This window comes from Rhodococcus koreensis (genome assembly GCF_017068375.1).
Taxonomy (GTDB): domain Bacteria; phylum Actinomycetota; class Actinomycetes; order Mycobacteriales; family Mycobacteriaceae; genus Rhodococcus_F; species Rhodococcus_F koreensis.
Genome location: NZ_CP070609.1, coordinates 871,663 through 894,717, shown reverse-complemented (window position 1 = coordinate 894,717; position 23,055 = coordinate 871,663). Strand labels below are relative to the sequence as shown.

General features: G+C 66.7%; 18 protein-coding genes. 14 read left to right on the top strand and 4 right to left on the bottom strand.

Annotation, left to right across the window (positions count from 1 at the left end; translation table 11 throughout):
• Positions 1-9: 9 nt before the first annotated feature.
• Positions 10-2,859, top strand: coding sequence for an FAD-binding and (Fe-S)-binding domain-containing protein (locus tag JWS14_RS04010; protein ID WP_206012564.1), 2,850 nt, complete (start codon positions 10-12; stop codon positions 2,857-2,859).
• A gap of 69 nt (positions 2,860-2,928) precedes the next feature.
• On the opposite strand, the gene JWS14_RS04005 is transcribed toward JWS14_RS04010, so the two are convergent.
• Entirely contained in the window at positions 2,929-4,320 is a 1,392-nt protein-coding gene (locus JWS14_RS04005) for an amino acid permease (protein WP_095863778.1), read from the bottom strand.
• Positions 4,321-4,591: 271 nt separating this feature from the next.
• On the opposite strand from JWS14_RS04005, the gene JWS14_RS04000 reads away from it, so the two are divergent.
• Positions 4,592-5,722, top strand: a complete 1,131-nt coding sequence (locus JWS14_RS04000) for a PucR family transcriptional regulator (RefSeq protein WP_206012563.1) — start codon at positions 4,592-4,594, stop codon at positions 5,720-5,722.
• Between the two features lie 19 nt (positions 5,723-5,741).
• Here JWS14_RS04000 and JWS14_RS03995 read toward each other — a convergent pair whose 3' ends face one another.
• On the bottom strand, positions 5,742-6,659 hold the full coding sequence (locus JWS14_RS03995; protein WP_206012562.1) for a LysR family transcriptional regulator: 918 nt from the start codon (positions 6,657-6,659) through the stop codon (positions 5,742-5,744).
• Between the two features lie 168 nt (positions 6,660-6,827).
• Between JWS14_RS03995 and hglS the strand changes: the two genes are divergently transcribed.
• The 9 genes from hglS to JWS14_RS03950 all read left to right on the top strand — a co-directional run bounded on the left by hglS (position 6,828) and on the right by JWS14_RS03950 (position 18,046).
• Positions 6,828-8,291, top strand: coding sequence for a 2-oxoadipate dioxygenase/decarboxylase (gene hglS, locus JWS14_RS03990; protein WP_206012561.1), 1,464 nt, complete (start codon positions 6,828-6,830; stop codon positions 8,289-8,291).
• Positions 8,292-9,848: an L-piperidine-6-carboxylate dehydrogenase gene (gene amaB, locus JWS14_RS03985; protein ID WP_206012560.1), complete on the top strand. Its 1,557-nt coding sequence runs from the start codon at positions 8,292-8,294 to the stop codon at positions 9,846-9,848.
• 32 nt (positions 9,849-9,880) lie between these two features.
• The gene (locus tag JWS14_RS03980; RefSeq protein ID WP_206012559.1) at positions 9,881-11,029 is read left to right on the top strand and encodes a Glu/Leu/Phe/Val family dehydrogenase; all 1,149 of its coding nucleotides are present in this window, start codon (positions 9,881-9,883) and stop codon (positions 11,027-11,029) included.
• Positions 11,030-11,077: 48 nt separating this feature from the next.
• On the top strand, positions 11,078-12,244 hold the full coding sequence (locus tag JWS14_RS03975) for an NAD(P)/FAD-dependent oxidoreductase (protein WP_095863784.1): 1,167 nt from the start codon (positions 11,078-11,080) through the stop codon (positions 12,242-12,244).
• A gap of 88 nt (positions 12,245-12,332) precedes the next feature.
• The gene (locus tag JWS14_RS03970) at positions 12,333-14,876 is read left to right on the top strand and encodes an excinuclease ABC subunit UvrA (RefSeq protein WP_206012558.1); all 2,544 of its coding nucleotides are present in this window, start codon (positions 12,333-12,335) and stop codon (positions 14,874-14,876) included.
• A 648-nt stretch (positions 14,877-15,524) separates the two neighbouring features.
• The gene (locus JWS14_RS03965; RefSeq protein WP_072941558.1) at positions 15,525-16,388 is read left to right on the top strand and encodes a class I SAM-dependent methyltransferase; all 864 of its coding nucleotides are present in this window, start codon (positions 15,525-15,527) and stop codon (positions 16,386-16,388) included.
• Positions 16,389-16,716: 328 nt separating this feature from the next.
• Positions 16,717-17,046: an ANTAR domain-containing protein gene (locus JWS14_RS03960; protein WP_095863786.1), complete on the top strand. Its 330-nt coding sequence runs from the start codon at positions 16,717-16,719 to the stop codon at positions 17,044-17,046.
• Positions 17,043-17,303 carry a hypothetical protein gene (locus JWS14_RS03955; RefSeq protein ID WP_143548923.1) on the top strand — a complete coding sequence of 87 codons (261 nt, stop codon included), beginning with the start codon at positions 17,043-17,045 and terminating at the stop codon, positions 17,301-17,303. The genes JWS14_RS03960 and JWS14_RS03955 overlap by 4 nt, the downstream gene beginning before the upstream one ends.
• Positions 17,304-17,368: 65 nt before the next feature.
• Positions 17,369-18,046 (top strand): hypothetical protein, encoded by a 678-nt coding sequence (locus JWS14_RS03950; protein WP_095863788.1) that lies wholly within the window; start codon positions 17,369-17,371, stop codon positions 18,044-18,046.
• 8 nt (positions 18,047-18,054) lie between these two features.
• On the opposite strand, the gene JWS14_RS03945 is transcribed toward JWS14_RS03950, so the two are convergent.
• Together JWS14_RS03945 and JWS14_RS03940 are read right to left on the bottom strand one after the other, a co-directional pair.
• A complete protein-coding gene (locus JWS14_RS03945; RefSeq protein WP_206012557.1) occupies positions 18,055-19,158 on the bottom strand; it encodes an aminotransferase class I/II-fold pyridoxal phosphate-dependent enzyme in 1,104 nt (367 codons plus the stop codon).
• Positions 19,155-20,837 carry a nitrite/sulfite reductase gene (locus JWS14_RS03940; RefSeq protein ID WP_206012556.1) on the bottom strand — a complete coding sequence of 561 codons (1,683 nt, stop codon included), beginning with the start codon at positions 20,835-20,837 and terminating at the stop codon, positions 19,155-19,157. The genes JWS14_RS03945 and JWS14_RS03940 overlap by 4 nt, the downstream gene beginning before the upstream one ends.
• A gap of 107 nt (positions 20,838-20,944) precedes the next feature.
• Here JWS14_RS03940 and JWS14_RS03935 point away from each other — a divergent pair, with 107 nt between their 5' ends.
• The 3 genes from JWS14_RS03935 (at position 20,945) to JWS14_RS03925 (ending at position 23,021) form a co-directional block, all read left to right on the top strand.
• Entirely contained in the window at positions 20,945-21,772 is an 828-nt protein-coding gene (locus JWS14_RS03935; protein ID WP_072941546.1) for a sulfurtransferase, read from the top strand.
• Positions 21,773-21,823: 51 nt separating this feature from the next.
• Complete coding sequence (gene hemQ / locus JWS14_RS03930; protein WP_206015914.1) at positions 21,824-22,471, top strand: hydrogen peroxide-dependent heme synthase; 648 nt, start codon at positions 21,824-21,826, stop codon at positions 22,469-22,471.
• Between the two features lie 73 nt (positions 22,472-22,544).
• Entirely contained in the window at positions 22,545-23,021 is a 477-nt protein-coding gene (locus tag JWS14_RS03925) for a MarR family winged helix-turn-helix transcriptional regulator (protein WP_072941543.1), read from the top strand.
• Positions 23,022-23,055: the final 34 nt, after the last annotated feature.

The window sequence follows — 23,055 nt, the reverse complement described above, 5'->3', positions numbered from 1 at the left end:
GCATGTAGCATGCTACAAATGATCACCGCTGAATCACTGGCCGCTGAGCTGCGCAGTTCTGGAGTGAGCGATGTTCTCTCCGACGGCACGACCCGCGCCGCCTATTCGTCCGACGCGTCCCTGTACCGGGTGCGACCGCTGGTCGTCGCGCGGCCGCGACACGCCGACGAGGTCGCGGCGGCCCTCGCGGTGTGCCGCCGGGAGGGTGTGCCCCTGACTTCGCGCGGCGGTGGCACGTCCGTCGCCGGCAACGCGGTCGGGACGGGACTGATCCTGGACTTCAGCCGGCACATGAACCGGGTGCTCTCGATCGACACGGACGCACAGACTGCGACAGTGGAGCCGGGCACGATCCAGATGGTGCTGCAGCAGGCCGTGGCACCGCACGGCCTGCGATTCGGGCCCGATCCGTCGACCTCCACCCGCTGCACGATCGGCGGCATGATCGGCAACAACGCGTGCGGGTCCCGCACCCTCGGATACGGCCGGACCTCGGACAACGTGACGGGCCTACATGTGCTCACCGGAACCGGGGAGTCGCTGCAACTGGGCGCGGCGGGCGAGCTGACGGCATCCCCGGCGCTGAGTGCATTGCAGCAGGTCACCCGCGGCGGCTTGGCGGCCATCCGCACCGAACTCGGCCAGTTCGGCCGTCAGGTGTCCGGCTACGCCCTCGAACATCTTTTGCCGGAGAACCGGTTCGACGTGACCCGCATGCTGGTCGGCACCGAGGGCACGCTCACGGTGGCGACCCGGGCCACGGTTCGGCTGGTGTCCGAGCCCGCCCACCGCGTTCTGGTCGTTCTGGGATACGCCGACATCGCGTCGGCGGGGGACGCGACCCCGTTGGTGCTGAAGTTCGATCCGACGGCCTGCGAGGGGATCGATTCCCGGATCGTCGACGTCGTCCGTGAACGCCGCGGCCAGGGCGCGGTGCCGCCACTGCCTACGGGGGCGGCCTGGCTGTTCGTCGAGGTGGTCGGCGAAGACCTCGACGAGACGATCGCCCGGGCCCAGCAGGTCGGACGCGACTGCGGAGCCGTCGACAGCCTCGTCGTCACCGACGCCGCCCGCACGGCCGAGTTGTGGCGGATCCGGGCCGACGGGGCCGGGCTCGCCGGGCGCAGCCCCGCCGGACTGCCCGCGCACGCGGGGTGGGAGGACGCGGCAGTGCCACCAGCGATGCTGGGCAACTACCTCCGCGATTTCGATGCGCTGATGGACGAATACAACGTCACCGGCCTGCCGTACGGGCATTTCGGCGACGGTTGCCTGCACGTGCGCATCGACTGGCCGCTCGACGAGCCCGGCGGCAGCGGCATCTTCCGGGAGTTCCTGGTGGCGGCAAGCACACTGGTCGCCGGCTACGGCGGTTCGCTGTCGGGTGAGCACGGTGACGGCCGCGCCCGCAGCGAACTCCTCCCGCTGATGTACTCACCGGACGCGATGACACTCTTCGCCGCCGTCAAGCACGTTTTCGACCCGGACAACATCCTCAACCCGGGTGTCGTCGTCGACCCCCGCCCGGTCGATGCGGACCTGCGCATCCCCGCCGCCCCGCTCGTGCGCCGCCAACTCGCGATGGCCTATCACAACGACGACGGCGACTTCACCCAGGCCGTGCACCGCTGCACCGGCGTCGGAAAGTGCCGGGCCGACAACACCGCCACCGGGGGTGTGATGTGCCCGTCGTATCAGGCGACACGGGAGGAGAAGGACTCCACCCGCGGCCGCGCGCGCGTCCTGCAGGAAATGATCAACGGCACCGCCGTCGACGGAGGCTGGCGTTCGCCGGAGGTCCACGACGCCCTCGACCTGTGCCTGTCCTGCAAGGGATGTTCCTCGGACTGCCCGACCGGGGTCGACATGGCCGCGTTCAAATCCGAAGTGCTGCACCAGAGCTACAAGGGTCGCATCCGCCCTGCCTCCCACTACTCGCTGGGGTGGCTTCCGCGCTGGGCGAAGATCGCCAGCCGTGCCCCCGGTCCGGTCAACGCCATGATGCGCGTTCCCGGCATCGGACCGCTGGCGTTGTCGTCGGCCGGAGTGGACAGGCGCCGCACCATCCCCCCGTTCGCGAAGCAGACGTTCCGATCCTGGTTCAAGGCCACCGAGAACGACCGTGCCACCACCGGTGACCCGGTGCTGCTGTTCGTGGACTCGTTCACCAACTACTTCACCCCCGAGGTCGGGCACGCCACCGTGCGGGTGCTCGAGGCCGCCGGTTACCGACCGCAGTTGACCGACACGCAGCAGTGCTGCGGACTGACCTGGATCTCGACCGGTCAACTCACCGCGGCGAAGAAGATCCTCGGACGCACCGTCGACGCACTGTCCGGCAGCGCCGCGGCCGGAATCCCGATCGTCGGAATGGAGCCGTCCTGCACCGGGGTCCTGCGTTCAGACGCCGCGGAACTGCTGGGCAGGGCGACCGCTGACCCGGTCGCCGAGGCCACCCGCACCCTGGCGGAACTGTTGACGGACCGAGGGTGGGAACCGCCGTCACTCGAAGGCAAATCCATTGTCGCGCAGCCGCACTGCCACCACCATTCGGTGATGGGGTGGAGTCCGGACGCGCAGCTCCTCGAGAAGGCCGGTGCGCAGGTGCAGCGGTTGGGTGGATGCTGCGGCCTGGCCGGGAACTTCGGCGTCGAGAAGGGGCACTATGAGGTGTCGGTGGCCGTCGCAGAACAGCAGCTTCTCCCCGCCGTGGCCGGAGCCGATGCCGACACCACCATCCTCGCGGACGGATACTCCTGCCGAACCCAGCTCGCTGATCTGACCGATCGCCGCGGCGACCACCTGGCGCAGCTGCTCGCCGCGCAGCTCGACGCGGACCGTGCGCGCAGACGGGACTGACCTCGGATGCGCGTACGACAAGGGGCGGCGGCAGGAGACGGTGTGTCTCGCCTGCCGCCGCCCCGAGCGCTAGTTCGTGACGGGTGCGGGGTGAGTGGTGACGGGTGGGTTGAGGCGTCGGCGGAGTCGGTAGGCGATCAGAGTCGCGACAAGGGCCCCGACGCTCAGGGAGATCTGCGAGCGCGACGATTCGACGTAGAACATCGACACCAGCACGGCGAGGATGCTGCCGGCGGCGAGGATGGACAGGTAGGGGAACAGCCACATCTTCAGGCGGAGTTGGGCGACTTCGTCGCGGGTCATCAGGCCGCGCAGTTTGATCTGCGACATCGCGATCATGAGGTAGACCATCAGGATGGTGGCGCCGGAGGCGTTGAGCAGGAAGGCGAACACGGTTTCGGGGGAGAGGTAGTCGAGGCCGATGCAGGCGAAGCCGACGAGGGTTGCAAGGAGCAGCGAGTTGCGGGGGACGCCGTGCTTGTCCAGCTTTGCGATCCTCTGTGGAGCATCGCCTTTGTGCGCGAGAGTGAAGAGCATCCGCGAGGAGGTGTAGAGGCCGGAGTTCAGGCAGGAGAGTACGGCGACGAGCACCACAGCGTTCATGATGTCGGGTCCGCCGGGGATGCCCATGTGGGTGAGGGCGTCGACGAACGGCGACTGGCCGACCTTGACGTCGGTCCAGGGGACGATGATGGCGAGGAGCAGCACGGAGCCGATGTAGAAGAACCCGATGCGGGCGATCACGGAGTTTGTGGCCTTGGCGACGGCCTTCTCCGGCTCGGCGGATTCGGCGGCGGCGATGGTGGCGATTTCGGGTCCGACCATGGAGAAGACGGCGACGACGACGCCGGAGAGGATGACGGTCCAGCCGTTGGGGGTGAAGCCGTCGTGATCGGTGAGGTTGGAGAAGTCGGCGGAATGGCTCGGCCACAGGCCGAAGACGTAGGCGGCACCGAGGGCGAGGAACAGCAGGATCGCGGCGACCTTGATCCCAGCGAACCAGTATTCGAACTCGCCGAAGTTGCGGACGGAGCGGATGTTCGTGGCGACCATGGCCAACAGCAGGACGGTGGCCATCGTCCAGGAGGGCAGGTCGATCCAGCGTTGCAGCAGTTTGCCGCCGATGACGGCTTCGGCGCCGACCGCGACGACCCAGAAGAACCAGTACAGCCAGCCGGTGGTGAAGCCGGCCCACCCCCCGAAGGCCTTGCGGGCATATCCGGCGAACGATCCGGTCGACGGGTTGGTGGTGGCCATTTCGCCGAGCATGCGCATCACGAGGACGATGACGACACCGGTGATGGCGTAGGACACGAATGCCGCAGGGCCGGAGGTGTGCAGCAGGGCGCTCGAACCGACGAAGAGGCCGGCGCCGATGACACCTCCGATCGCGATCATGGTGAGGTGCCGTTGTTTCAGAGACTTCTGCAACGTCTCGGGCGGTTGTTCGAGAGTGGACATCACACGCTCCAAAGGTCGAGTCGGACACGAGGGCGTCAGGCGCGATCCGTTCCGCGGTGGTGGGACGCTCTGACAGAGGAAGTGCCGAGGGCGGGGCCTGGCGAGGTGGCGAACTTCCGTTCGTGTGTGACCAACGTAACGGCGCAACACGTAGCATGCTAGGGACAAGTGTCAGAACTTTTCGCCCCGTCAGTCAGACACTTGTATGGCCGACGCGGAATGATCGCCGTACGTATCGCCCACGAAACACGCTGTTCACGGAGATGATGAAGTGACTCTCGACGAAGTGGTCACCGAGGTGGCCGAACGACTGTCGGCATCAGTCGTCCTGGTCGACCGGGCGTTCTCGCTGATGGCTTACAGCACCCAGTCGCCGGGTGTCGACAGGGATCGGGTGCAGTCGATCCTCACCCGGAGCTGCCCGCCGGAAGCGCGCGCGTGGTACGAAAGCTTCGGGATTGCCGATACCGCACGCCCGGTGATCACGCCAGAGAATCCGGATATTGAAGCGTCGTCGCGGATCTGTCTTCCGGCTCGCTATGCAGGCGCGGCGTACGGATATCTGTTCGTCCTGCCGAATGAGAACAGCGCCGTGTCCGACGGCGATCTCACCGCCGCAATGTCCCTGGCCGGCCAGGCCGGCGCGCAACTCGCACACACCGCCCGGGGTCGTGACGATATGGCGGTCGCCGTCGCAGACCTCCTCGAAGGCGACCGAAAGGCTTTCGCCCGTGCGATTACTCGCATCGAAGACTCCGGGCTCTTTCCGGACGGTGGCGCGTTGACCGTGCTGGCCGTCGACGGGCTCCTGCCCGCCCCCGGCACGCGCAGTCTGCTGGCGCCGATCGGATCGCTGACCGCCGTCATGGTGCCCGCGGCGGACGGCGCCGTCGACCCTGTCCGGTCCGTTGCCGAAAGCGGTGCGGGTGCCGGTGCTCTGGTCGGAGTGGGAGGTTCGTATCGGGGACTGCGTTCGGCCCGGCGGAGTTGGCAGCAAGCCAAGCTGGGTGTCCGGGTCGCCCGGCACGACGAGTCGACGGAACCGATCGCCTACTGGGAAGAACTCGGCATCTACCGGCTGGCGTCGTGCGGGCCCACCGGCGCCCTCGCCGATGCAGTACTCACGCCGTCGGTGCGGGCCCTGCTCGACCACCGCAACGTCGACCTGCTCGCCACCGCCCGGACGTATCTCGACCGGGCGGGCGATACCGCCGCCACCGCCGCGATCCTCGGCATCCACCGTCAGACCCTGTACTACCGGCTCGCGAAGATCGAGGAGGTCTCCGGCCTCGACCTGTCGGTGGGCGCGCAGCGACTCGAGTTACACGTCGGTCTCACGCTGGGACGCTTCATCTTCGAGCACCAGGGTGTACGGGACACCTCCATCGGACAGGAGAACTGACTTCCTCTCGGAGGAGTCCTCACCGCGTCTCGGCCGTGTTCACCACGGCACGCACGATCTCGGTGACGGCGCGCACGGTGGGCCGGGTCTCCGAGCCGGCGAGGCGCAGGAGCACGATCCGCCTGCCGATCTCCTGGGTGAGGTCGACCCGGATGATCGGTACCGAGCTGTTGAGCCTGATCATCATGTCCGTGACCGGAGCCGCGCCCAGCCCCTTCGCGGCCAGCGCCAAGGAGACGGCGGTGTCGACGATTTCATGTCGTGCGATCGGCTCGAAACCTTCCTGCCGGCACGCGATTCGGATGGCGCGACCGAACTGGGTTTCCGCGGGCGGCAGAATCCAATTCCACTCCGCCGCCTCGCGCAGATCGATCGTGCACTCGGTGCGGATGCCGTAGGCCCCCGAGGAGACGGCGAGCCCGAATCGCTCGCTGCGCAGGGTGATCATCTCGATATCCGGAGTGCGGGGCATCGGCGAATTGGGATAGTCCAGCCCGAAGGCGACGTCGACCTGTCCGCGTTGGACCGCCAGGGCGGCCTCGTCGACGTCGAGTTCCCGGCTGCTGAGGGTGAGGAGCGGGTACTCGCGCTGCGCGGCGGCCACGACCGGCGGCAGTAGCGCGGCGGCGGTGCTGCCGAAGGTGCCGAGCAGAAGGGGCGCGGCCACGTCGTCGTGGACTGCGCGAAGCGCGTCGAGGGCGGTCTGTTCCGCGCCCAGGATCTTCACGGCGTGTTCGGCCAGGACGACGCCGGAATCGGTGAGGACGACGTTGCGTCCCATCTTGGTGACGAGTTGCGAGCCGACGGCCTTCTCCAACGCTGCGATCTGCTGCGATACGGCGCCGGCGGTGTAGCCGAGTTCTTCGGCGACCGCGACCATCGTTCCGCGCCGGGCCAGTTCCCGGAGCGTGACGAGGTGGGCCAGACTTATATTCATATAGGGATCCTAAACGGTTGCGGCTAGTTTTCTTCGCTGGTGCTATTCGATCCGGCAGACCACGATGAACGAGCGGGAACGAATCGTCGAACCGGCGCACTGTTCGAAAACCTCCGGCACACCACGACTTCGCTCTCACCCGAGCCCATCGACCCTGGAGCTGCACGCATGCCGATCACCCCGCAGTGGGAACTTCGCGCCGAGTTCGCTCGCCGCCTCTCGCACATGTACGGGAAGGAAGTTCCCGCTTACACCACGTTGCTCGAGGTGTCGCAGGCCGTCAACGACGCCGTGCTGTCGCGCCCCGGCTCCGACGCCGAACGGCTGGGCTCGATCGCTCGCGTCACCGCCGAACGCCACGGAGCCATCCGCGTGGGCACCCCACAGGAGATGGCGCAGGTGGCACGCGTGTTTTCGGCCATGGGCATGCACCCGGTCGGGTTGTACGACCTGCGCGAGGCGGCTGCCAGTTCCGTCCCGGTCGTCTCGACCGCCTTCCGGCCCACGGACCCGGAGGAACTGGCGCGCAACCCCTTCCGGGTGTTCACGTCCATGCTCGTTCCCGCGGACCGCCGCTTCTTCAGCGCAGATCTGCAGCGGCGCCTCGAGAGTTTCCTCGCCAGGCGCACGTTGTTCACCACCGAACTGCTGGTCCTCGCCGACCGGGCGAGCGAGTACCGGGGGCTGACTTCCGGCGACGCCGAGATGTTCCTGACTCTCGCGACGGCGGCGTTCAAGCTTTCCACCGAGGCCGTCGACCGCGCCTGGTACCACGAACTCGAGCAGGTGTCCTCGGTGGCCGCCGACATCGGCGGCGTCACCAGCACCCACATCAACCACCTGACCCCGCGTGTACTGGACATCGACGATCTCTACGCCCGCATGGAGCGTCGCAGCATCGACATGATCGACACGATCCAGGGACCGCCCCGGTGGGCCGGCCCGGATCTGCTGCTGCGTCAGACCTCGTTCCGGGCCCTCGCCGAACCGCGGGTGTTCCGCGAGGCCGACGGCAGCGTCGAGAAGGGTTCGCTGCGAGTGCGTTTCGGTGAGGTCGAAGCCCGCGGCATCGCCGCCACCGTCCGCGGACGGGAGGTCTACGACCGGTTGACGGTCGAGACCGAGCAGGCGGTCCGGGAGGCGGCCGCCGCCGCGCCGGTGTCGGCCGAGGTACGCAATCAGATCGCCGCGGAGCTGTGGAATCAGCAGATGCCTGCCACCGAGCAGGGATTGGCCCTGCACGACCTCGCCTACTTCACCTACACCGTGAACACCGGCAAGCAGCGGGGCGGGCACGCGCCGTCCAGGTCGCTGCCCGATCTGATCGACCAGGGCTGGGTCCGCCCCGAGCCGATCGTCTACGAGGACTTCCTGCCGAAGTCCGCTGCGGGGATCTTCCAGTCGAACCTGACGTCGGACGGTCGCAAGGACACCACCCAGTCGACAGCCGCTGTCGACGCCGCCTGGATGGAGGGAGTTCTGGGCTGTCCCCTGCACGACCCGTACGCGCTCTATGACGGGATCCGCCGCGCATCCCTCGATCGTGTGGCCACCGAACTGCACATCCGCGGACCCATCGAAGTACCTGCACCCATCGCTACCCCACCCATCGCTACCCAGGGAGTCAAGTAAATGAGCACCGCTGTCGCCGACACCATCACCCTGCCCACCACCGACGAACTGCGCACCCTCGCACGCACCAGCCTGCAGCGATGTGGGGTCGACCCGGCCGTCCTCGACACCGCCGGGGTGAAGAACACCATCACCGCCCGCACCCCGGTCACCGGGGAGAGCCTGTTCGACTACCCGGCTGCAGGCGCCGCCGACGTCGAGGCCGCGATCGACGCCGCCCACGACGCGTTCCTGCAGTGGCGTACCGTTCCCGGCCCGGTCCGCGGATTCCTGATCAAGCGCCTCGGCGAACTGCTCACCGCGCACAAGGAAGACGTCGCCAACCTGATCAGCATCGAGGTCGGCAAGATCCGCTCGGAGGCCCTCGGCGAGGTCCAGGAAATGATCGACATCTGTGACTTCGCGGTCGGTCTGTCCCGCCAGCTCGACGGCCGCACCATGCCCTCGGAGCGCCCCGGCCACCGCCTGATGGAGACCTGGCACCCGCTCGGTGTCGTCGGTGTCGTCTCCGCGTTCAACTTCCCGGCCGCGGTGTGGTCCTGGAACCTCGCCCTGGCCATCGTCTGCGGTGATGCGGTGATCTGGAAGCCGGCACAGCTGACCACCCTGACCGCCGCCGCATGCTCGGCGCTGTTCGACCGCGCCGCAGCGGAATCGGGCGCACCGGCCAACCTGAACGTCCTCGTCTCGGCGAGTGCGGCCGACACGCAGGCCCTGATCGACAGCCCGAAGGTGCCGCTGATCTCCGCCACCGGTTCCGAGCGAATGGGGGAGCAGATCGCCCCGCGCGTCGCCGCCCGCTTCGGCCGGGCGATCCTCGAACTCGGCGGAAACAATGCCGCGATCGTCACCCCGTCCGCGGACCTCGATCTCGCCACCCGCGGCATCGTCTTCGCCGCCGCCGGCACCGCAGGTCAGCGCTGCACCTCGATGCGCCGCATCATCGTTCACCGGGACATCGCCGACGAACTCCTCGACCGCATCACCGAGGTCTACCGGCGCCTCCCGATCGGCGACCCGTTCGCCGACGGCACCCTGGTGGGCCCGCTGATCGACGGCAAGTCCCACGCCAACATGACCGAAGCCCTCGACCAAGCCGTCGCGCAGGGCGGGCAGATCCTCGCCGGTGGTCAGCGCCGGCCGAGCAGCGACAATTCGTACTACGTCGAGCCCGCGATCGTGCGGATGCCGACCCAGAGCGAGATCGTCAAGGACGAAACCTTCGCACCGATCCTCTACGTGCTGACCTACGACACGTTCGAGGAGGCGATCGCCCTGCACAACGACGTCCCGCAGGGTCTGTCGTCGTCGATCTTCACCACCGACCAGCGTGAGGCCGAGCGATTCATCGCCGCCGACGGTTCGGACTGCGGCATCGTCAACGTCAACATCGGCACGTCCGGCGCCGAGATCGGCGGCGCGTTCGGCGGCGAGAAGACCACCGGCGGCGGCCGCGAATCCGGCTCCGACGCCTGGCGCGCCTACATGCGCCGCGCCACGAACACCGTCAACTACTCCCGTGAGCTGCCCCTGGCTCAGGGCGTCAACTTCGCCTGAAACCCCTTCGAATCGCACGAGGAGCAACGACGATGTTCGAATTGATCGACGAATGGGGCCCGGAGAAGGTCGTGTGTGTCTCCGACGCACGCACCGGCATGCGCGGCGTTCTGGTCATCGACAACACCGCCCGCGGAATGGGCAAGGGCGGCACCCGCATGTCCACCACCGTCAGTGTCGGCGAGGTCGCCCGGCTGGCCCGGAACATGACCTGGAAATGGGCCGGGGTCGACCTCTTCTACGGCGGCGCCAAGGCCGGGATCTGGGCCGACCCGAACGCCGAGTCGAAGGAAGCGGTCCTGCGGGCGTTCGTGCGAGCCCTGCGCAACGAGGTCCCCGAGGAATACGTCTTCGGGCTCGACGTCGGACTGACCGAGAAGGACGCCGCGATCATGCTCGACGAGGTCGGTGGCCGGGGCGGCGCCGTCGGCACCCCACACGCGCTCGGCGGACTCCCGTACGACCAACTCGGCGTCACCGGCCACGGAGTCGCGGAGTCGGCCGACGCCGCCGCGCAGGCGATCGGCCTGTCCACCGGTTCGCTGAGCGTATCCATCCAGGGCTTCGGAGCGGTCGGCGCGGCGAGCGCGAAACGCCTTGCCGAACTGGGCGCGACCGTCGTCGCGGTCTCGACGTCGCGAGGTGGCATCCACAACCCGGACGGCCTCGACGTCGCCACCCTGCTCGACCTGCGCGAACGATACGGTGACGGACTGGTCGACGAGTACTCCGACGCCAAGCCGCTCGCCGCCGGGGAAGAACTCTCGGTGACGGCGGACGTCCTGATCCCGGCAGCATTGCAGGACGTCATCGACGCCGATCTCGCCCGGACGTTGCCCGCCAGGATCGTCGTCGAAGGCGCGAACCTGCCGAGCAGCCCCGAGGCGCAGTCGGTGCTGCACGGCCGCGGCGTGACCGTCGTCCCGGACTTCATCGCCAACGCCGGCGGCGTGGTGGCCGCAGCGGTGGCCATGGACGCGCGCTACTCCGGTATCCGTCCGGAACCCGCCGCGGTGTTCGCCAACATCTCGAACAAGCTGCGCGCCAGCACCATCGACACCCTCGATGCGTCGAAGGCTCAGGGTCGTACCACCCACGAGGTGGCGCGCAGCACCGCCCAGGACCGCGTGCGCGAAGCCATGGTGTTGCGTGGACGGGCTCCGCGGAACGCAGCGCTCTAGAAGACGGTTCGGCATAACATAATCACTCTTCAGGAAAGAAGAAGCGACATGAGCAAGGAACTCCCCGAGCAGGCATCCGTCGTCGTGATCGGTGGTGGCGTCATCGGCGCCAGTATCGCGTTCCACCTCGCCGAATCCGGGGTCTCCGATGTCGTCCTCCTGGAAAAGGACGAGTTGGCCTGTGGCTCGACCTGTAAGGCCGCAGGCGGCGTCCGTGCGTCGTTCAGCAACGAGGCCAACATCGCGATCGGTCTGCGCGGCCTCGAGGTGTATTCGCGGTTCGCCCAGGACTACGGTCAGGAGATCGACTTCAGCCGCGACGGCTACCTCTACCTTCTCTCGGACCAGACCAACGTCGACATCTTCACCGAAAGCGTGGCGCTGCAGAACCGGCACGGTGTTCCGAGCCGGATGATCACTCCCGACGAGGCGAAGAAGATCTCGCCGCTCATCAGTACCGACGGACTCCTCGCTGCCTCCTGGTCCCCCCAGGACGGCAAGGCGACACCGGAATCGGTGGTGATGGGGTACGCCGCGGCCGCCCGTCGCCGCGGCGCCCGCATCATCCGGCACTGCGCGGTCACCGACATCGAGAGCACGGGCGGCACCATCACCGCCGTCGTCACCGAACACGGACGTATCACGACGAGCACCGTGGTCTGCGCCGCCGGGGCGTGGTCGGCGGAGATCGGCACCATGGTCGGGGTGAACATCCCCGTGGTCCCCGTCCGCCGTCAGATCGCGTTCACCGAGCCGCTGTCCGAGTTGCCCGAGTTCTCGCCGTCGCTGACCATCGACTTTCCCTCGAACTTCTACTTCCATCCCGAAGGCAAGGGCCTGTTGCTCGGCTGGTCCGACCCGAACGAGCCCGAGGGATTCAACCTCAGGTTCGAACTCGAGGACTGGTTGATGGGTCTCGGCGCGATCGCCGAGACCCGGGTGCCTGCCGTTCTGGACTACGGCATCAGCACCGGCTGGGCCGGACTCTACGAGGTCACTCCCGACCGCAACCAGATCATCGACCGATCCACCGAGGTGGAAGGCCTGCTCATCGCCACCGGTTACTCCGGCCACGGCTTCCTGATGGGACCGGCGACCGGTGAGATCGTGCGCGACCTCTACCACAGCAGGGAGCCCGGTTACGACATCAGTTCGTTTGCTCTGCGCCGCTTCGCGAAGACCGGCATCGGCGCAGGCGAGACGAACATCGTCTGACCGGACGCACCACCGGGACTGCGGTTCCATCCCTCGAGGAAGACTGGGGCCCGACCTGTCCGAGCACGAACCGACACCTGGAGCAGTTGTGCCGACCTTCGATCCCGGACCGCCGGCCGCACTACCACCCGCCCGGGAATTCGCCGGCATCGAAGTGGTCGATGCCAGCGAACACAACCTCGCCCACGTCGATGTGTTCATTCCCCGGGACTGCATCGTCGCGTTCACGGGGGTGTCGGGATCGGGCAAGTCGTCGTTGGCCTTCGGTACCATCTACGCCGAAGCGCAACGACGCTTTCTCGAGTCCGTCACCCCGTACGCGCGCCGATTGATGGATCAGGTCGGAGCACCCAGGGTGGGGGACATCACGGGGCTTCCACCCGCGGTCGCGTTGCAGCAGGCCCGCGGTCACACCTCCGCCAGATCGTCGGTCGGCACCCTCACCCACATCTCCAACGTGCTGCGCATGCTGTTCTCCCGGGCCGGCACCTACCCGCCGGACGCCCCCATCCTCGACTCGAACGCCTTCTCGCCCAACACACCGGAAGGAGGATGCCCGACCTGCCACGGACTCGGACGCACCCACGACGTCGACGTCGACGCCCTGGTGCCGGACCCGAACCGCAGTATCCGCGACGGCGCCGTCGCCGCCTGGCCCGGCGCCTGGCTGGGGAAGAACTACCGCGACATCCTCGACACCCTCGGCATCGATGTGGACCGCCCATGGTCGGAACTCCCTGCAGATCAACGTGAGTGGATCCTCACCACCGATGAGCAGCCCACCGTCACGGTGTCACCGATCCGCGACCCGGGCAAGATGGTGCGCGACTACCAGGGAACGTTCTCGAGCGCCCGCACCTACGTCTTGCACACCTTCGCGACGACGAAGAGCGCAACCCAGCGGGCGAAGGTGTCGCGATATCTGGTCTCCCGCCCCTGCGGCGCATGCGACGGCAAGCGGCTGCGACCCGAGGCACTGGCGGTGCGGTTCGCCGGCCTCGACATCGCCGACGCGACCGAACTGCCACTGGCCGAGCTGGCCACGGTTCTCGAAACCGCGGTCCCCTCACACGATGCCTCCGCAGACGACGCCACCGTTCGAGCATCGGAGGCGTTGGTGGACAACCTACTCGGACGCCTCCGAGGGTTGTCCGAGCTCGGGCTGGGATACCTGAGTCTCGGCCGATCGACCACCACCCTGTCGCCGGGAGAGCTTCAGCGCCTTCGGTTGGCCACCCAGCTGCAGTCGGGCCTGTTCGGCGTGCTGTACGTCCTGGACGAGCCGTCCGCGGGCCTGCACCCCGCCGACACCGAGGCGCTGGTCGCCGCCGTGCGGCGGCTTCGCGCCGCAGGCAACTCCGTCTTCGTCATCGAACACAACCTCGACGTCGTCCGGGCGGCGGACTGGATCGTCGACGTCGGCCCCGATGCCGGGGAGCACGGTGGGAGGGTCCTCTACAGCGGCACGGTGGACGGTCTCGCGAAGATTCCCGAATCCGTCACCCGCCGATACCTTTTCGAACCACTGGAGAGTTGCCCCGAGCCCGCACAGCCGAGCAGGTGGATCGAACTCTCCGGCATCACGATGCACAATCTGCAGGATCTGAGTGTGCGGATCCCGCTCGGGGTGCTCACCGCGGTCACCGGCGTGTCCGGCTCCGGCAAATCCACACTCGTCAGCCGTGTGCTCACGGACGTCGTCGGCCGGCACCTCGGCGTCGACGACGAACCCGGCCCCGACACCGTGGGCGACGACGCCGACGACTCCACGGCTGTCCTGGCCGACGGCCGGGACATCGCCGAACCGACCGTGGTGTCGTCCCACGGGCTCGGACACATCGACCGGCTGGTGCGTGTGGACCAGACCCCGATCGGGCGGACGCCGCGCTCGAATCTCGCGACCTACACCGGACTGTTCGACGTGATCCGGAAACTCTTCGCTGCACACCCCACCGCCCGCGAACGCGGATACAGTCCCGGCCGTTTCTCGTTCAACGTCACCGGTGGCCGATGCGACGAGTGCGAGGGTGCCGGCGCGATCACCATCGGCATGCTGTTTCTCCCCGAGGCCTCCGCGCCGTGCCCGGCCTGCGCCGGCGCACGCTACAACTCCGAGACTCTCGAGATCCTGGTCGACGGCCGATCGATCGCCGACGTCCTCGCGATGACCGTCGACGACGCCCGGGACTTCCTGAACCATGTCCCGGCCGCCAAGAAGAGCCTCGACATGCTGGTAGAGGTGGGTCTCGGATATCTGCGGCTCGGCCAATCCGCCACTACGCTGTCGGGTGGGGAGGCGCAACGCGTCAAGCTGGCCAGCGAACTGCAGCGCGTCCGATCCGGGCACACGCTCTACGTGCTCGACGAACCCACGACCGGATTACACCCCGCCGATGTGGACCGACTCATGGTGGTGCTGCGCCGTCTCGTCGCGGCGGAGAACAGCGTCGTCCTGGTCGAACACGACATGTCGGTGATCGCCTCAGCGGACTGGATGATCGATCTCGGGCCCGGCGGCGGAGACAACGGCGGCCGCATCATCGCCTCGGGTCAGCCGGCGATTGTCGCGGAGACGGCCGACTCCGCCACCGCCGCATATCTCGGCCGGCACTTCGCACCGTCGGCGGTGTAGGTCCGGGGGAGGGCCCGCTAGCGTCACGCCACGGGCGAGGTCCCCTTTCGCGGAGAAATGAAAAGAACAGACAGCTTTTGGTGGCGCCGGAATACCCAGCGATCGCGCTCGAAGTCGCTAACCGTCACGGTCGAATTTTCCGATGCGCAGTAATGGTGCATTTCGGATTATTCCGCCCGAGTTCTTCGACGGCGTGTTCCGCCGCCGAGGTATTCATACGTACAGATCAGAGTGATGGCCAGGCTGGCCCCAGGTGAGCCTGGCCATCGCGTGTCGGATCTCTCCGCTGGTCAGCCGAGTCCGATTCCGCCGCCGAACGTGAGGCTGAGCCACTTCAGGAACGCCTCGAATGCGACGTTGAAGTCGATTCCTGCAGAACCCATCAGAATTCACTCCTCTGTTGGTGATGAAAATCCACGGGATCGTCGATCGCCGCTTACTTCATTTATCGCGTTCGCGATCTCGGGGCGTTTCACCAAACCGGAATTTTCTCACATATTGAAATTTGACAACCGTCCATTTTGATCTGAACAATGGTTCGAGGGATGGACGCCATTTCGGGTGAAGGTTTGTCTGTTTCTGGGCCTTACGACGGAGATCGGGCCGTGCGCCCCGGATCAGAACGGACGGCGAAGGAGTGAGAACGTCATGGCGACGGCAGACGAGCAGGCCGGGACACCGGACAGCACGGCGGTTCGAGTCGCCCTGTGGCGGGCGATGCACGTGCTGGTCGACCCGCCGCCGCACGTTTTCGTCGACGAGATCGGCCTGCAGCTGGCGGCCCCGGACGAGGGCTGGCGGGATCGCCCGGACATGGATCCGACCGGCACCAGCGGGTTTCGGGCGGCCATCGTCGCCCGTGCTCGCTTCATCGAGGATCTGGTCGCCGAGCAGGCAGGCCGCGGCGTCGTCCAGTACGTCGTCCTGGGGGCGGGCCTGGACACGTTTGCCCAGCGCAGGACGGAGATCGCCGCCCGCATGCGGGTCTTCGAGGTCGACCAGCCGAGCCCTCAGGCGTGGAAGCGGCAACGGCTGACCGACGTGGGTTTCGGTGTCCCGGAATGGCTTCGGATGGTGCCGGTGGATTTCGAGGCGAACGAGTCGTGGTCGGAGCGGCTTGTCGCGGCGGGCTTCGATCCTGGCAGGCCCGCGGTCGTCGTCTCCACCGGCGTCACCATGTACCTCACGAAAGGAGCCACCGCCGCCACCCTGCGCCAGCTCGCCGGTCTCGCTCCCGGTTCGACGCTGGCGATGACGTTCCTGCTGCCCACCGATCTCGTCGACGTCGCCGATCGCGCCGGACTCCAGGTGTCCGAGAACGGCGCGCGGGCGTCCGGAACGCCGTTCGTCAGCTTCTACACCCCGCAGGAGATGCTGGCACTGGCCCGCGACTCCGGCTTCGACAGCCCCCGGCACGTGTCGGGGGCCTCGCTCGCCGAACGCTACTTCGCCGACCGCACCGACGGCCTGCGGCCGTCGAGCGGCGAGGACCTGTTGGTGGCCACTATCTGATGGCGTCCGTTAACGCCGTCCCCGGTCGCGTGACCGTGTCGTGATCGTGGGTCGGCATGGTGTCCAAGCCGGTGCAATCTCGCCTCGAGATAACGCTACTGTGTGGTACAGGTCACAAGTTGGTATCGCGATGTTAGCCGGGAATCGCGCCGCGTGCCGCGTCACCAGGGCAAACAGCCGTGGAGCTGGACATGTGTCTAGATGACAGGTGCGGCTCGGTCCGCTACAACTGATCGTGCATCGACAGTGACGTGACTCACATTTTGCGTCCGGACGGGATCGCCGGCACACCGGCGGCAGATGCACGAGAGCGAAGGAGTACTGCGGAATGATCGAGGACAGCACCGAACCATCCCTCACTCCAGTCCCCAGCCCGACGCGCCTGGTTCCGCGCAGGCGCCCCGATGGCCGAGAACTGCTCGGCACGGCGAAGGGCATTCTGATTGCAGGCCGCGGCTGCTCTGACGCCCAGGCGTTCGACGAACTTCTCGACGTCGCACGACGCCATCACCTGACCGTCCTCGGCGCCGCCCGGAGCCTGGTCGAGCTGGCAGCCGGCCCCTCCTCCCGGCCGCGCAGGACCGACACCGCCCGATTCGACGAGTGGGAGCAGTTGGTCGCCCAGCTCCCTCCCCGCCGACACGCTCAGGCAAGTTGACGCAACAGGGGGCGGTGGGCGGCATTCAGGCCGATCCCGACGAGATCAGCGGAACGGAATCGGGCCACCTGCGCGAAACCACGTCGTCGCTCACCCCCGACGCGGTCGTATGGCCGGACCCGAGCCCGCTCGATTCGTGGTGGAAGCGTGTGGTCATCGACCACGCGACCGCGCTCGCCGAGGGTGAACCCTCCATGTACGCCGAGGGCGAGCCCTCCGTATACGCCGAGGGCGAGCCCTCCACGCGGCACGAGTAGGCGTCCGAGATTCTTCTTTCGCTGTCGATCATTGTCTCGCCCGCGTAGGGGGAGGAGTGTGGGAGATGGGGATTGGCCGTCGGCGCCGCGGGGCGCCGCCCGAGGAGAAGGATGCCATCGTGTATGCACGCTCTTCCACCTTTGATGCGCACCCGTCGTTCATCGACGAGGGGATCAAGCACGTGCGCGACACCGTGATGCCCGCGCTCGCCGACATCGCAGGGTCCGCCGGAATGTCCTTGCTGGTCGATCGAGGCTCCGGCCGGTGCATCGCCACGAGCTCCTGGACGGACGACGAGGCTCTGCGCGCGAGCGAAGCACCTGTTCGACAGCTGCGTGACCGCATGGCCGAGGTTTTCCACGCCACCGCGACCGTGTCGCGGTGGGACATCGCGGCCCTGCACCGTGACCACCGCTCACATCAAGGCGCCTGGGTGCGGGTCGCGTGGCTCGAGGTCGAGCCGGGGCACCTGGACCGTGTGATCGACGTGTACAAGATGTCCTCGCTGCCCGCCATGCACGACCTCGAGGGATTCTGCAGCGCGAGTCTGCTCGTCGATCCGGCCGCCGGTCGTGTGGTGTCGTCGATGACCTTCGACAAGGCCCCGCCTGCGGGCGGTGGTACCGGTGAAGTGGCCGAGAATGTCGGAACGTCGGAAATGTGCGAGTCCGGCGCTCGGCTCCTCGAGGTGGGGGAGTTCGAATTGGCGATCGCTCATCTGCACGTCCCCGAGATGGCGTGACGAGCCGATCATGTGAGGTGGGCTTCGAAGGGTGGCGACTTCCGTATCCCTACGGTCAGGGGGTCGATGCACGAGAGTAGGTGATCGTTCTCCCTCCTGTTGCCTATCGAGATTCTGATTTCCCGGGGTCCCGCCAGCCGGACAAGTGCACCGAGCTGCGCCAGGAGTCGTACCTTCTCCGGTGCGGCGTGATGGTGGGGAAGGAACAGGAAGTTCGCCTGGCTGGGGACTACCTCGATCCCCGCACCTGTCAGAGTGTCGTATACACGCCTCCTCTCGGACACCGTTGCAGTGATGCGAGATTCGAGGGCAGCCGTCACCGCGGGTTCGAGACACGCGAGGGCTGCCGCCTGAGCCACCGTGGAGACGGAGAAGGGGATGCGTACGGCGCGCAGCAAGGAGCCGACATCGGGGGACGACAGGGCATAACCGATCCGCAGTCCCGCCAATCCCGCGGACTTCGACAGCGACGCGAGCACGACGACGTTCGGGAATCGTCCGAGGAGTCTGGGGCCGCTCGCAGCGTCGGGATCGGTGACGAACTCGCGATAGCACTCGTCGAGGACGATCAGCAGGTCTTCGGGTACCGCCTCCATGAAGGCCTCGAGCGCGGTGTGGTCGACAGTGGTGCCGGTCGGGTTGTTCGGCAGGCATAGAAGTACCACCCGAGTGCGGTCGTTGATTGCGGCGAGGATGCGAGCGAGATCGAGGCGGTGGTCGGGCGTGAGCGCGACGCGAATCGGTGTCGCTCCCGCAAGCAGCGTGGTGTGCTCGTAGCTCGAGAACGAAGGCCATCCGTAGACGATTTCAGTTCCCGGGCCGGCGCATGCCGTGACGATGTTGCGCAGGAGACTGCTGGATCCGCTGTCGACGCTCACCTGATCGGGGGACAGGTGCCACCGACTGGCGAGGGCCTCGGTCAGTTCCCTGCTGTCGAAGTCCGGGTACCGATTGGCCCGGGTGATGCTCGCGCGGATCGCCGCCGCCACCCTGTCGTCCGGCGGGAAGGGCGACTCGTTCGAAGCGAGCCGCGCTGCTGGTCTCATGGACGATCCGGAGTCGCCGGGAACGTAGCTGTCGATCTCGAGGATGCCGGGGCGGTGTCGGATCATGTGAGGTCGGCGTCGGTGGCGCGGTGGACCCAGTTCGCGAACTTCTCGGAGCGAGCACGGTCGGCCAGATAGCGTCGAACTATGCGTTCGACGTAGTCGGCCACGTCTGTGGCGGGTAGTTTGTGGCCGCGCAGTTTGCGCCCGAAGCTCGTGTCCAGGCCGAGGCTGCCGCCGAGATGAACCTGGAATCCCTCGACCTGTTCGGAGTCGGCGTTGGTCACGATCATGCCCTTGAGGCCGATGTCGGCGACCTGAATGCGTGCGCACGAGTTGGGGCACCCGTTGAGGTGCAACGTGATCGGGTGCTCGAGTCGATCCTGGACGTCGGCGAGTCGGTCCTCGATCTCGGAGATGACGGTGGCGGCCCGCGCCTTGGTCTCGACGATCCCGAATTTGCAGAATTCGATGCCGGTGCATGCCATGGTGCTCCGTCGCCAGGGTGACGGACGCGACGGGAATCCGAGACTGTGGAGACTGGATTGGAGTGGGTCGATCTGTTCGTCGGGCACGTCGAGGACGACCAGCTTCTGCATCGGGGTGATGCGGACCCGTCGGGATCCGGAGGACTCGGCAACGCTCGCCAGGTCGATGAGCATGGTGCCTCCGACTCTGCCGACGACAGGTGCGATTCCCACGGCGTTGAGACCGTTTTTCTGCCGCTGGATTCCGACGTGGTCGCGTGGTTCGTCGAGCGGCTCGGGCGCGGGACCATCGATCATCGGGTGTCCGAGGTACTCCTTCTCGAGCACGTCGCGGAACTTCTCGACACCCCAGTCCGCGACCAGGAACTTCAGGCGTGCCTTCGCCCGCAGGCGTCGATAACCGTGGTCACGGAAGAGGGAGACGATGCCGATCCACACGTCGGGCACGTCCTCGAGCGGAACCCATGCGCCCAATCGTTCGCCGATGCGAGGATTGGTCGACAGGCCGCCGCCTACCCAGACATCCAGTCCTGGAACGTGTTCCGGGTGTTCGACGCCGATGAATGCGACATCGTTGATTTCGTGGACGACGTCCTGGAGTCCGGAGATGGCGGTCTTGAACTTGCGCGGCAGGTTGGAGTATTCGGGGTTCGCGATCAATCTGCGGGTGATCTCGCGCAGTGCGGGCGTGGCGTCGAGGACCTCGTCGACGGCGATGCCTGCCATCGGCGAGCCGAGGACCACGCGCGGGGTGTCACCTGCGGATTCGGCTGTGGTGAGGCCTACCCCCTCGAGCCTCCGCCAGATGTCGGGTAGGTCCTCGACCCTGATCCAGTGCAGCTGAATGTTCTGGCGGTCGGTGAGGTCCGCGGTGTCGCGGGCGAACTGCCGGGAGACTTCGCCGACGACGCGCAGCTGTTCGGTGGTCAGTGCTCCTCCATCGATGCGGATGCGGAGCATGAAGTGCTCGTCCTCGAGCTCTTCCGGTGGCAACGTGGCGGTTCGGCCGCCGTCGATGCCGGGTGCGCGCTGGGTGTAGAGCCCCCACCAGCGGAACCGGCTTCGACGATCGGTGGGGTCGATGCCGGCGACACCGGTGCGGCAGTACACCTCTTCGATCCGTTTGCGCACGTTGAGGCCGTCATCATCCTGCTTGACTTTCTCGTTCACGTTGAGTGGCTCGCGATCGCCCTGTGCCCATTGCCCCTCTGGGCGCTGGGGCTTCGCTCGGGCAGGACGGGTCGTCGGTGTCGTCATCCGGTGCTCCTGTCGAAACTGTGTGGGCCAAACTGTAGCGTAGGCGAATAGATCGTGCATTAATAATATGTGCACGCCTCGATTTTTCGCGAAGTGAAGGATGAACCATGAGCAGAAGCAATTTTCTGGTCGACGCAGACTGGGTCGTCGAACACGGGAAGGACCCCGACGTCGTCCTCGTCGAGGTGGATGAGGACACCACCCAGTACGAGAAGAACCACATCGACGGTGCCGTCCGCATCGACTGGAAACGCGACCTTCAAGATCCCGTACGCCGCGACTTCATCGACCGGCGATCGTTCGAGAAACTCCTGTCCGAGCGGGGAATCGCCAACGGCGACACGGTGATCCTGTACGGCGGGAACAACAATTGGTTCGCGGCCTACGCGTACTGGTACTTCAAGCTCTACGGTCACCGCGACGTCCGGCTGCTCGACGGCGGACGCAAGAAGTGGGAGCTCGACGGCCGGCCGTTGTCGAGCGATACTGTCGCCCGACCGGCTACCGACTACGTGGCGTCCGAGCCCGTGTCGGGTATCCGCGCGCACCGCGACGAGGTGATCGAGCAGATAGGAACGAAGAGCATCGTCGACGTCCGGTCGCCCGATGAATTCTCCGGCAAGATCCTCGCTCCGGCGCAGTTCCCGCAGGAACAACCCCAGGTTCCGGGGCACGTCCCGACCGCTGTCAACGTGCCGTGGTCCAAGGCTGCCGCTGACGACGGCACCTTCCTCGGCGAGGGCGAACTCCGCGCCCTGTATGCCGATGCCGGTCTCGACGACACGAAGGACATCATCGTCTATTGCCGAATCGGCGAGCGATCCGCGCACAGTTGGTTCGTGCTCCACGAACTGCTCGGCTACCCCGAGGTCCGGAACTACGACGGCTCCTGGGTGGAGTACGGCTCGTTGGTCGGCGTCCCGGTCGAGAGGTGACCTGCCTTGATCGGCTCTCGCTTCGTCGAACTCAATCAACGCGTGCGGTTCATGATGTTCACCGTGTTCCAGGTGGTCCCCGGCGTGCTTCCCGGTGTGCGCGCCGAGGTCGTGGAGGATGCACGTGCCTACTTCGAGGGAGTCGCCGAGTCCGGTGTCGTGCTCCGCGGAATTTGCGACGTCGCAGGACTGCGTGCAGACGCCGACTTCATGATCTGGACGCATGCCGACACCGTCGAAGGGTTGCAGGCGGCCTACTCGGGCTTTCGGCGCTGCCGACTCGGGCGAGCGTGTACCACGGTCTGGAGTGCGGCCGCGCTCCACCGGCCGGCCGAATTCAATCGCAGCCATATCGCTGCATACGTGGCCGATGAGGAGCCGGGGCAGTTCGTGTGCGTGTACCCGTTCAACCGATCGCTCGAGTGGTATCTGCTGCCGGACGTCGAACGGCGACGGCAGCTCGCCGAGCACGGCCGAGCGGCTCGTGCCTACCCGGATGTGCGTGCCAACACCGTGAGTTCCTTCGGATTGAGCGACTACGAGTGGATCCTCGCCTTCGAGGCTCCGGACCCGAGCCGGATAGTCGACATGATGCGAGACCTTCGCGCCACCGACGCGCGCCGGCACGTTCGGCTGGAAACGCCCTTTTTCTCCGGCCCGCGAACCGGCCTCGATACCCTCGTTGCGCGTCTGCCTTGACGATCGTCGAGCGCCTCCAGATTGATTCGTGCAATATTAGTTATTGCACGAATTAATCTGGTAGCCTGGTCGCATGACCGCAGACGTGCAGCAGAGTGAGGCCGGCGACGATCTACTTGCTCTTGACCGGCAGGTGTGTTTCGCACTCGCGATCGCGAACCGGGCGGTGCTCGCCGTCTACCGCCCCTTGCTCGAACCGATGGGGCTGACTCATCCGCAGTATCTGGTGATGCTCGCTCTCTGGGGAAAGGCCCCGATGGCGGTCAAGGAGATCGGGACCGCGCTGCAACTCGATTCACCCACCCTCTCGCCGCTCCTCAAGCGCCTCGAGGCGTCTGGACTGATCACGCGCACCCGCAGCCGGGCCGATGAGCGGCAATTGGATGTCGAGCTGACCGAAGCCGGTGCTGCGCTGCGGGCGGAAGCAGTGAAGATTCCGCCCGCCGTGATCGAAAAGCTCGGTGTCAGCCTGGCCGAACTCGAGGAACTTCACGACGTTCTCACCCGCGTCAATCAGGCTGCGCTCAGAGCGGGCGCGCTCGATCAATGAGGGAAAACATGTCGAATTCGATTCCAGCACAACA

Excerpts from the sequence above, each read along its gene's own strand:
- JWS14_RS03995 (WP_206012562.1), bottom strand. The coding sequence starts at position 6,659 with ATGAATATAAGTCTGGCCCACCTCGTCACGCTCCGGGAACTGGCCCGG.
- JWS14_RS03940 (WP_206012556.1), bottom strand. The coding sequence starts at position 20,837 with ATGACGACACCGACGACCCGTCCTGCCCGAGCGAAGCCCCAGCGCCCA.
- JWS14_RS03980 (WP_206012559.1), top strand. The coding sequence starts at position 9,881 with ATGTTCGAATTGATCGACGAATGGGGCCCGGAGAAGGTCGTGTGTGTC.
- JWS14_RS04010 (WP_206012564.1), top strand. The coding sequence starts at position 10 with ATGCTACAAATGATCACCGCTGAATCACTGGCCGCTGAGCTGCGCAGT.
- JWS14_RS03960 (WP_095863786.1), top strand. The coding sequence starts at position 16,717 with ATGATCGAGGACAGCACCGAACCATCCCTCACTCCAGTCCCCAGCCCG.
- JWS14_RS03925 (WP_072941543.1), top strand. The coding sequence starts at position 22,545 with ATGACCGCAGACGTGCAGCAGAGTGAGGCCGGCGACGATCTACTTGCT.
- JWS14_RS03935 (WP_072941546.1), top strand. The coding sequence starts at position 20,945 with ATGAGCAGAAGCAATTTTCTGGTCGACGCAGACTGGGTCGTCGAACAC.
- JWS14_RS03965 (WP_072941558.1), top strand. The coding sequence starts at position 15,525 with ATGGCGACGGCAGACGAGCAGGCCGGGACACCGGACAGCACGGCGGTT.
- JWS14_RS03950 (WP_095863788.1), top strand. The coding sequence starts at position 17,369 with ATGGGGATTGGCCGTCGGCGCCGCGGGGCGCCGCCCGAGGAGAAGGAT.
- JWS14_RS03975 (WP_095863784.1), top strand. The coding sequence starts at position 11,078 with ATGAGCAAGGAACTCCCCGAGCAGGCATCCGTCGTCGTGATCGGTGGT.
- JWS14_RS04005 (WP_095863778.1), bottom strand. The coding sequence starts at position 4,320 with ATGTCCACTCTCGAACAACCGCCCGAGACGTTGCAGAAGTCTCTGAAA.
- hemQ (WP_206015914.1), top strand. The coding sequence starts at position 21,824 with ATGATGTTCACCGTGTTCCAGGTGGTCCCCGGCGTGCTTCCCGGTGTG.
- JWS14_RS03945 (WP_206012557.1), bottom strand. The coding sequence starts at position 19,158 with ATGATCCGACACCGCCCCGGCATCCTCGAGATCGACAGCTACGTTCCC.
- hglS (WP_206012561.1), top strand. The coding sequence starts at position 6,828 with ATGCCGATCACCCCGCAGTGGGAACTTCGCGCCGAGTTCGCTCGCCGC.
- amaB (WP_206012560.1), top strand. The coding sequence starts at position 8,292 with ATGAGCACCGCTGTCGCCGACACCATCACCCTGCCCACCACCGACGAA.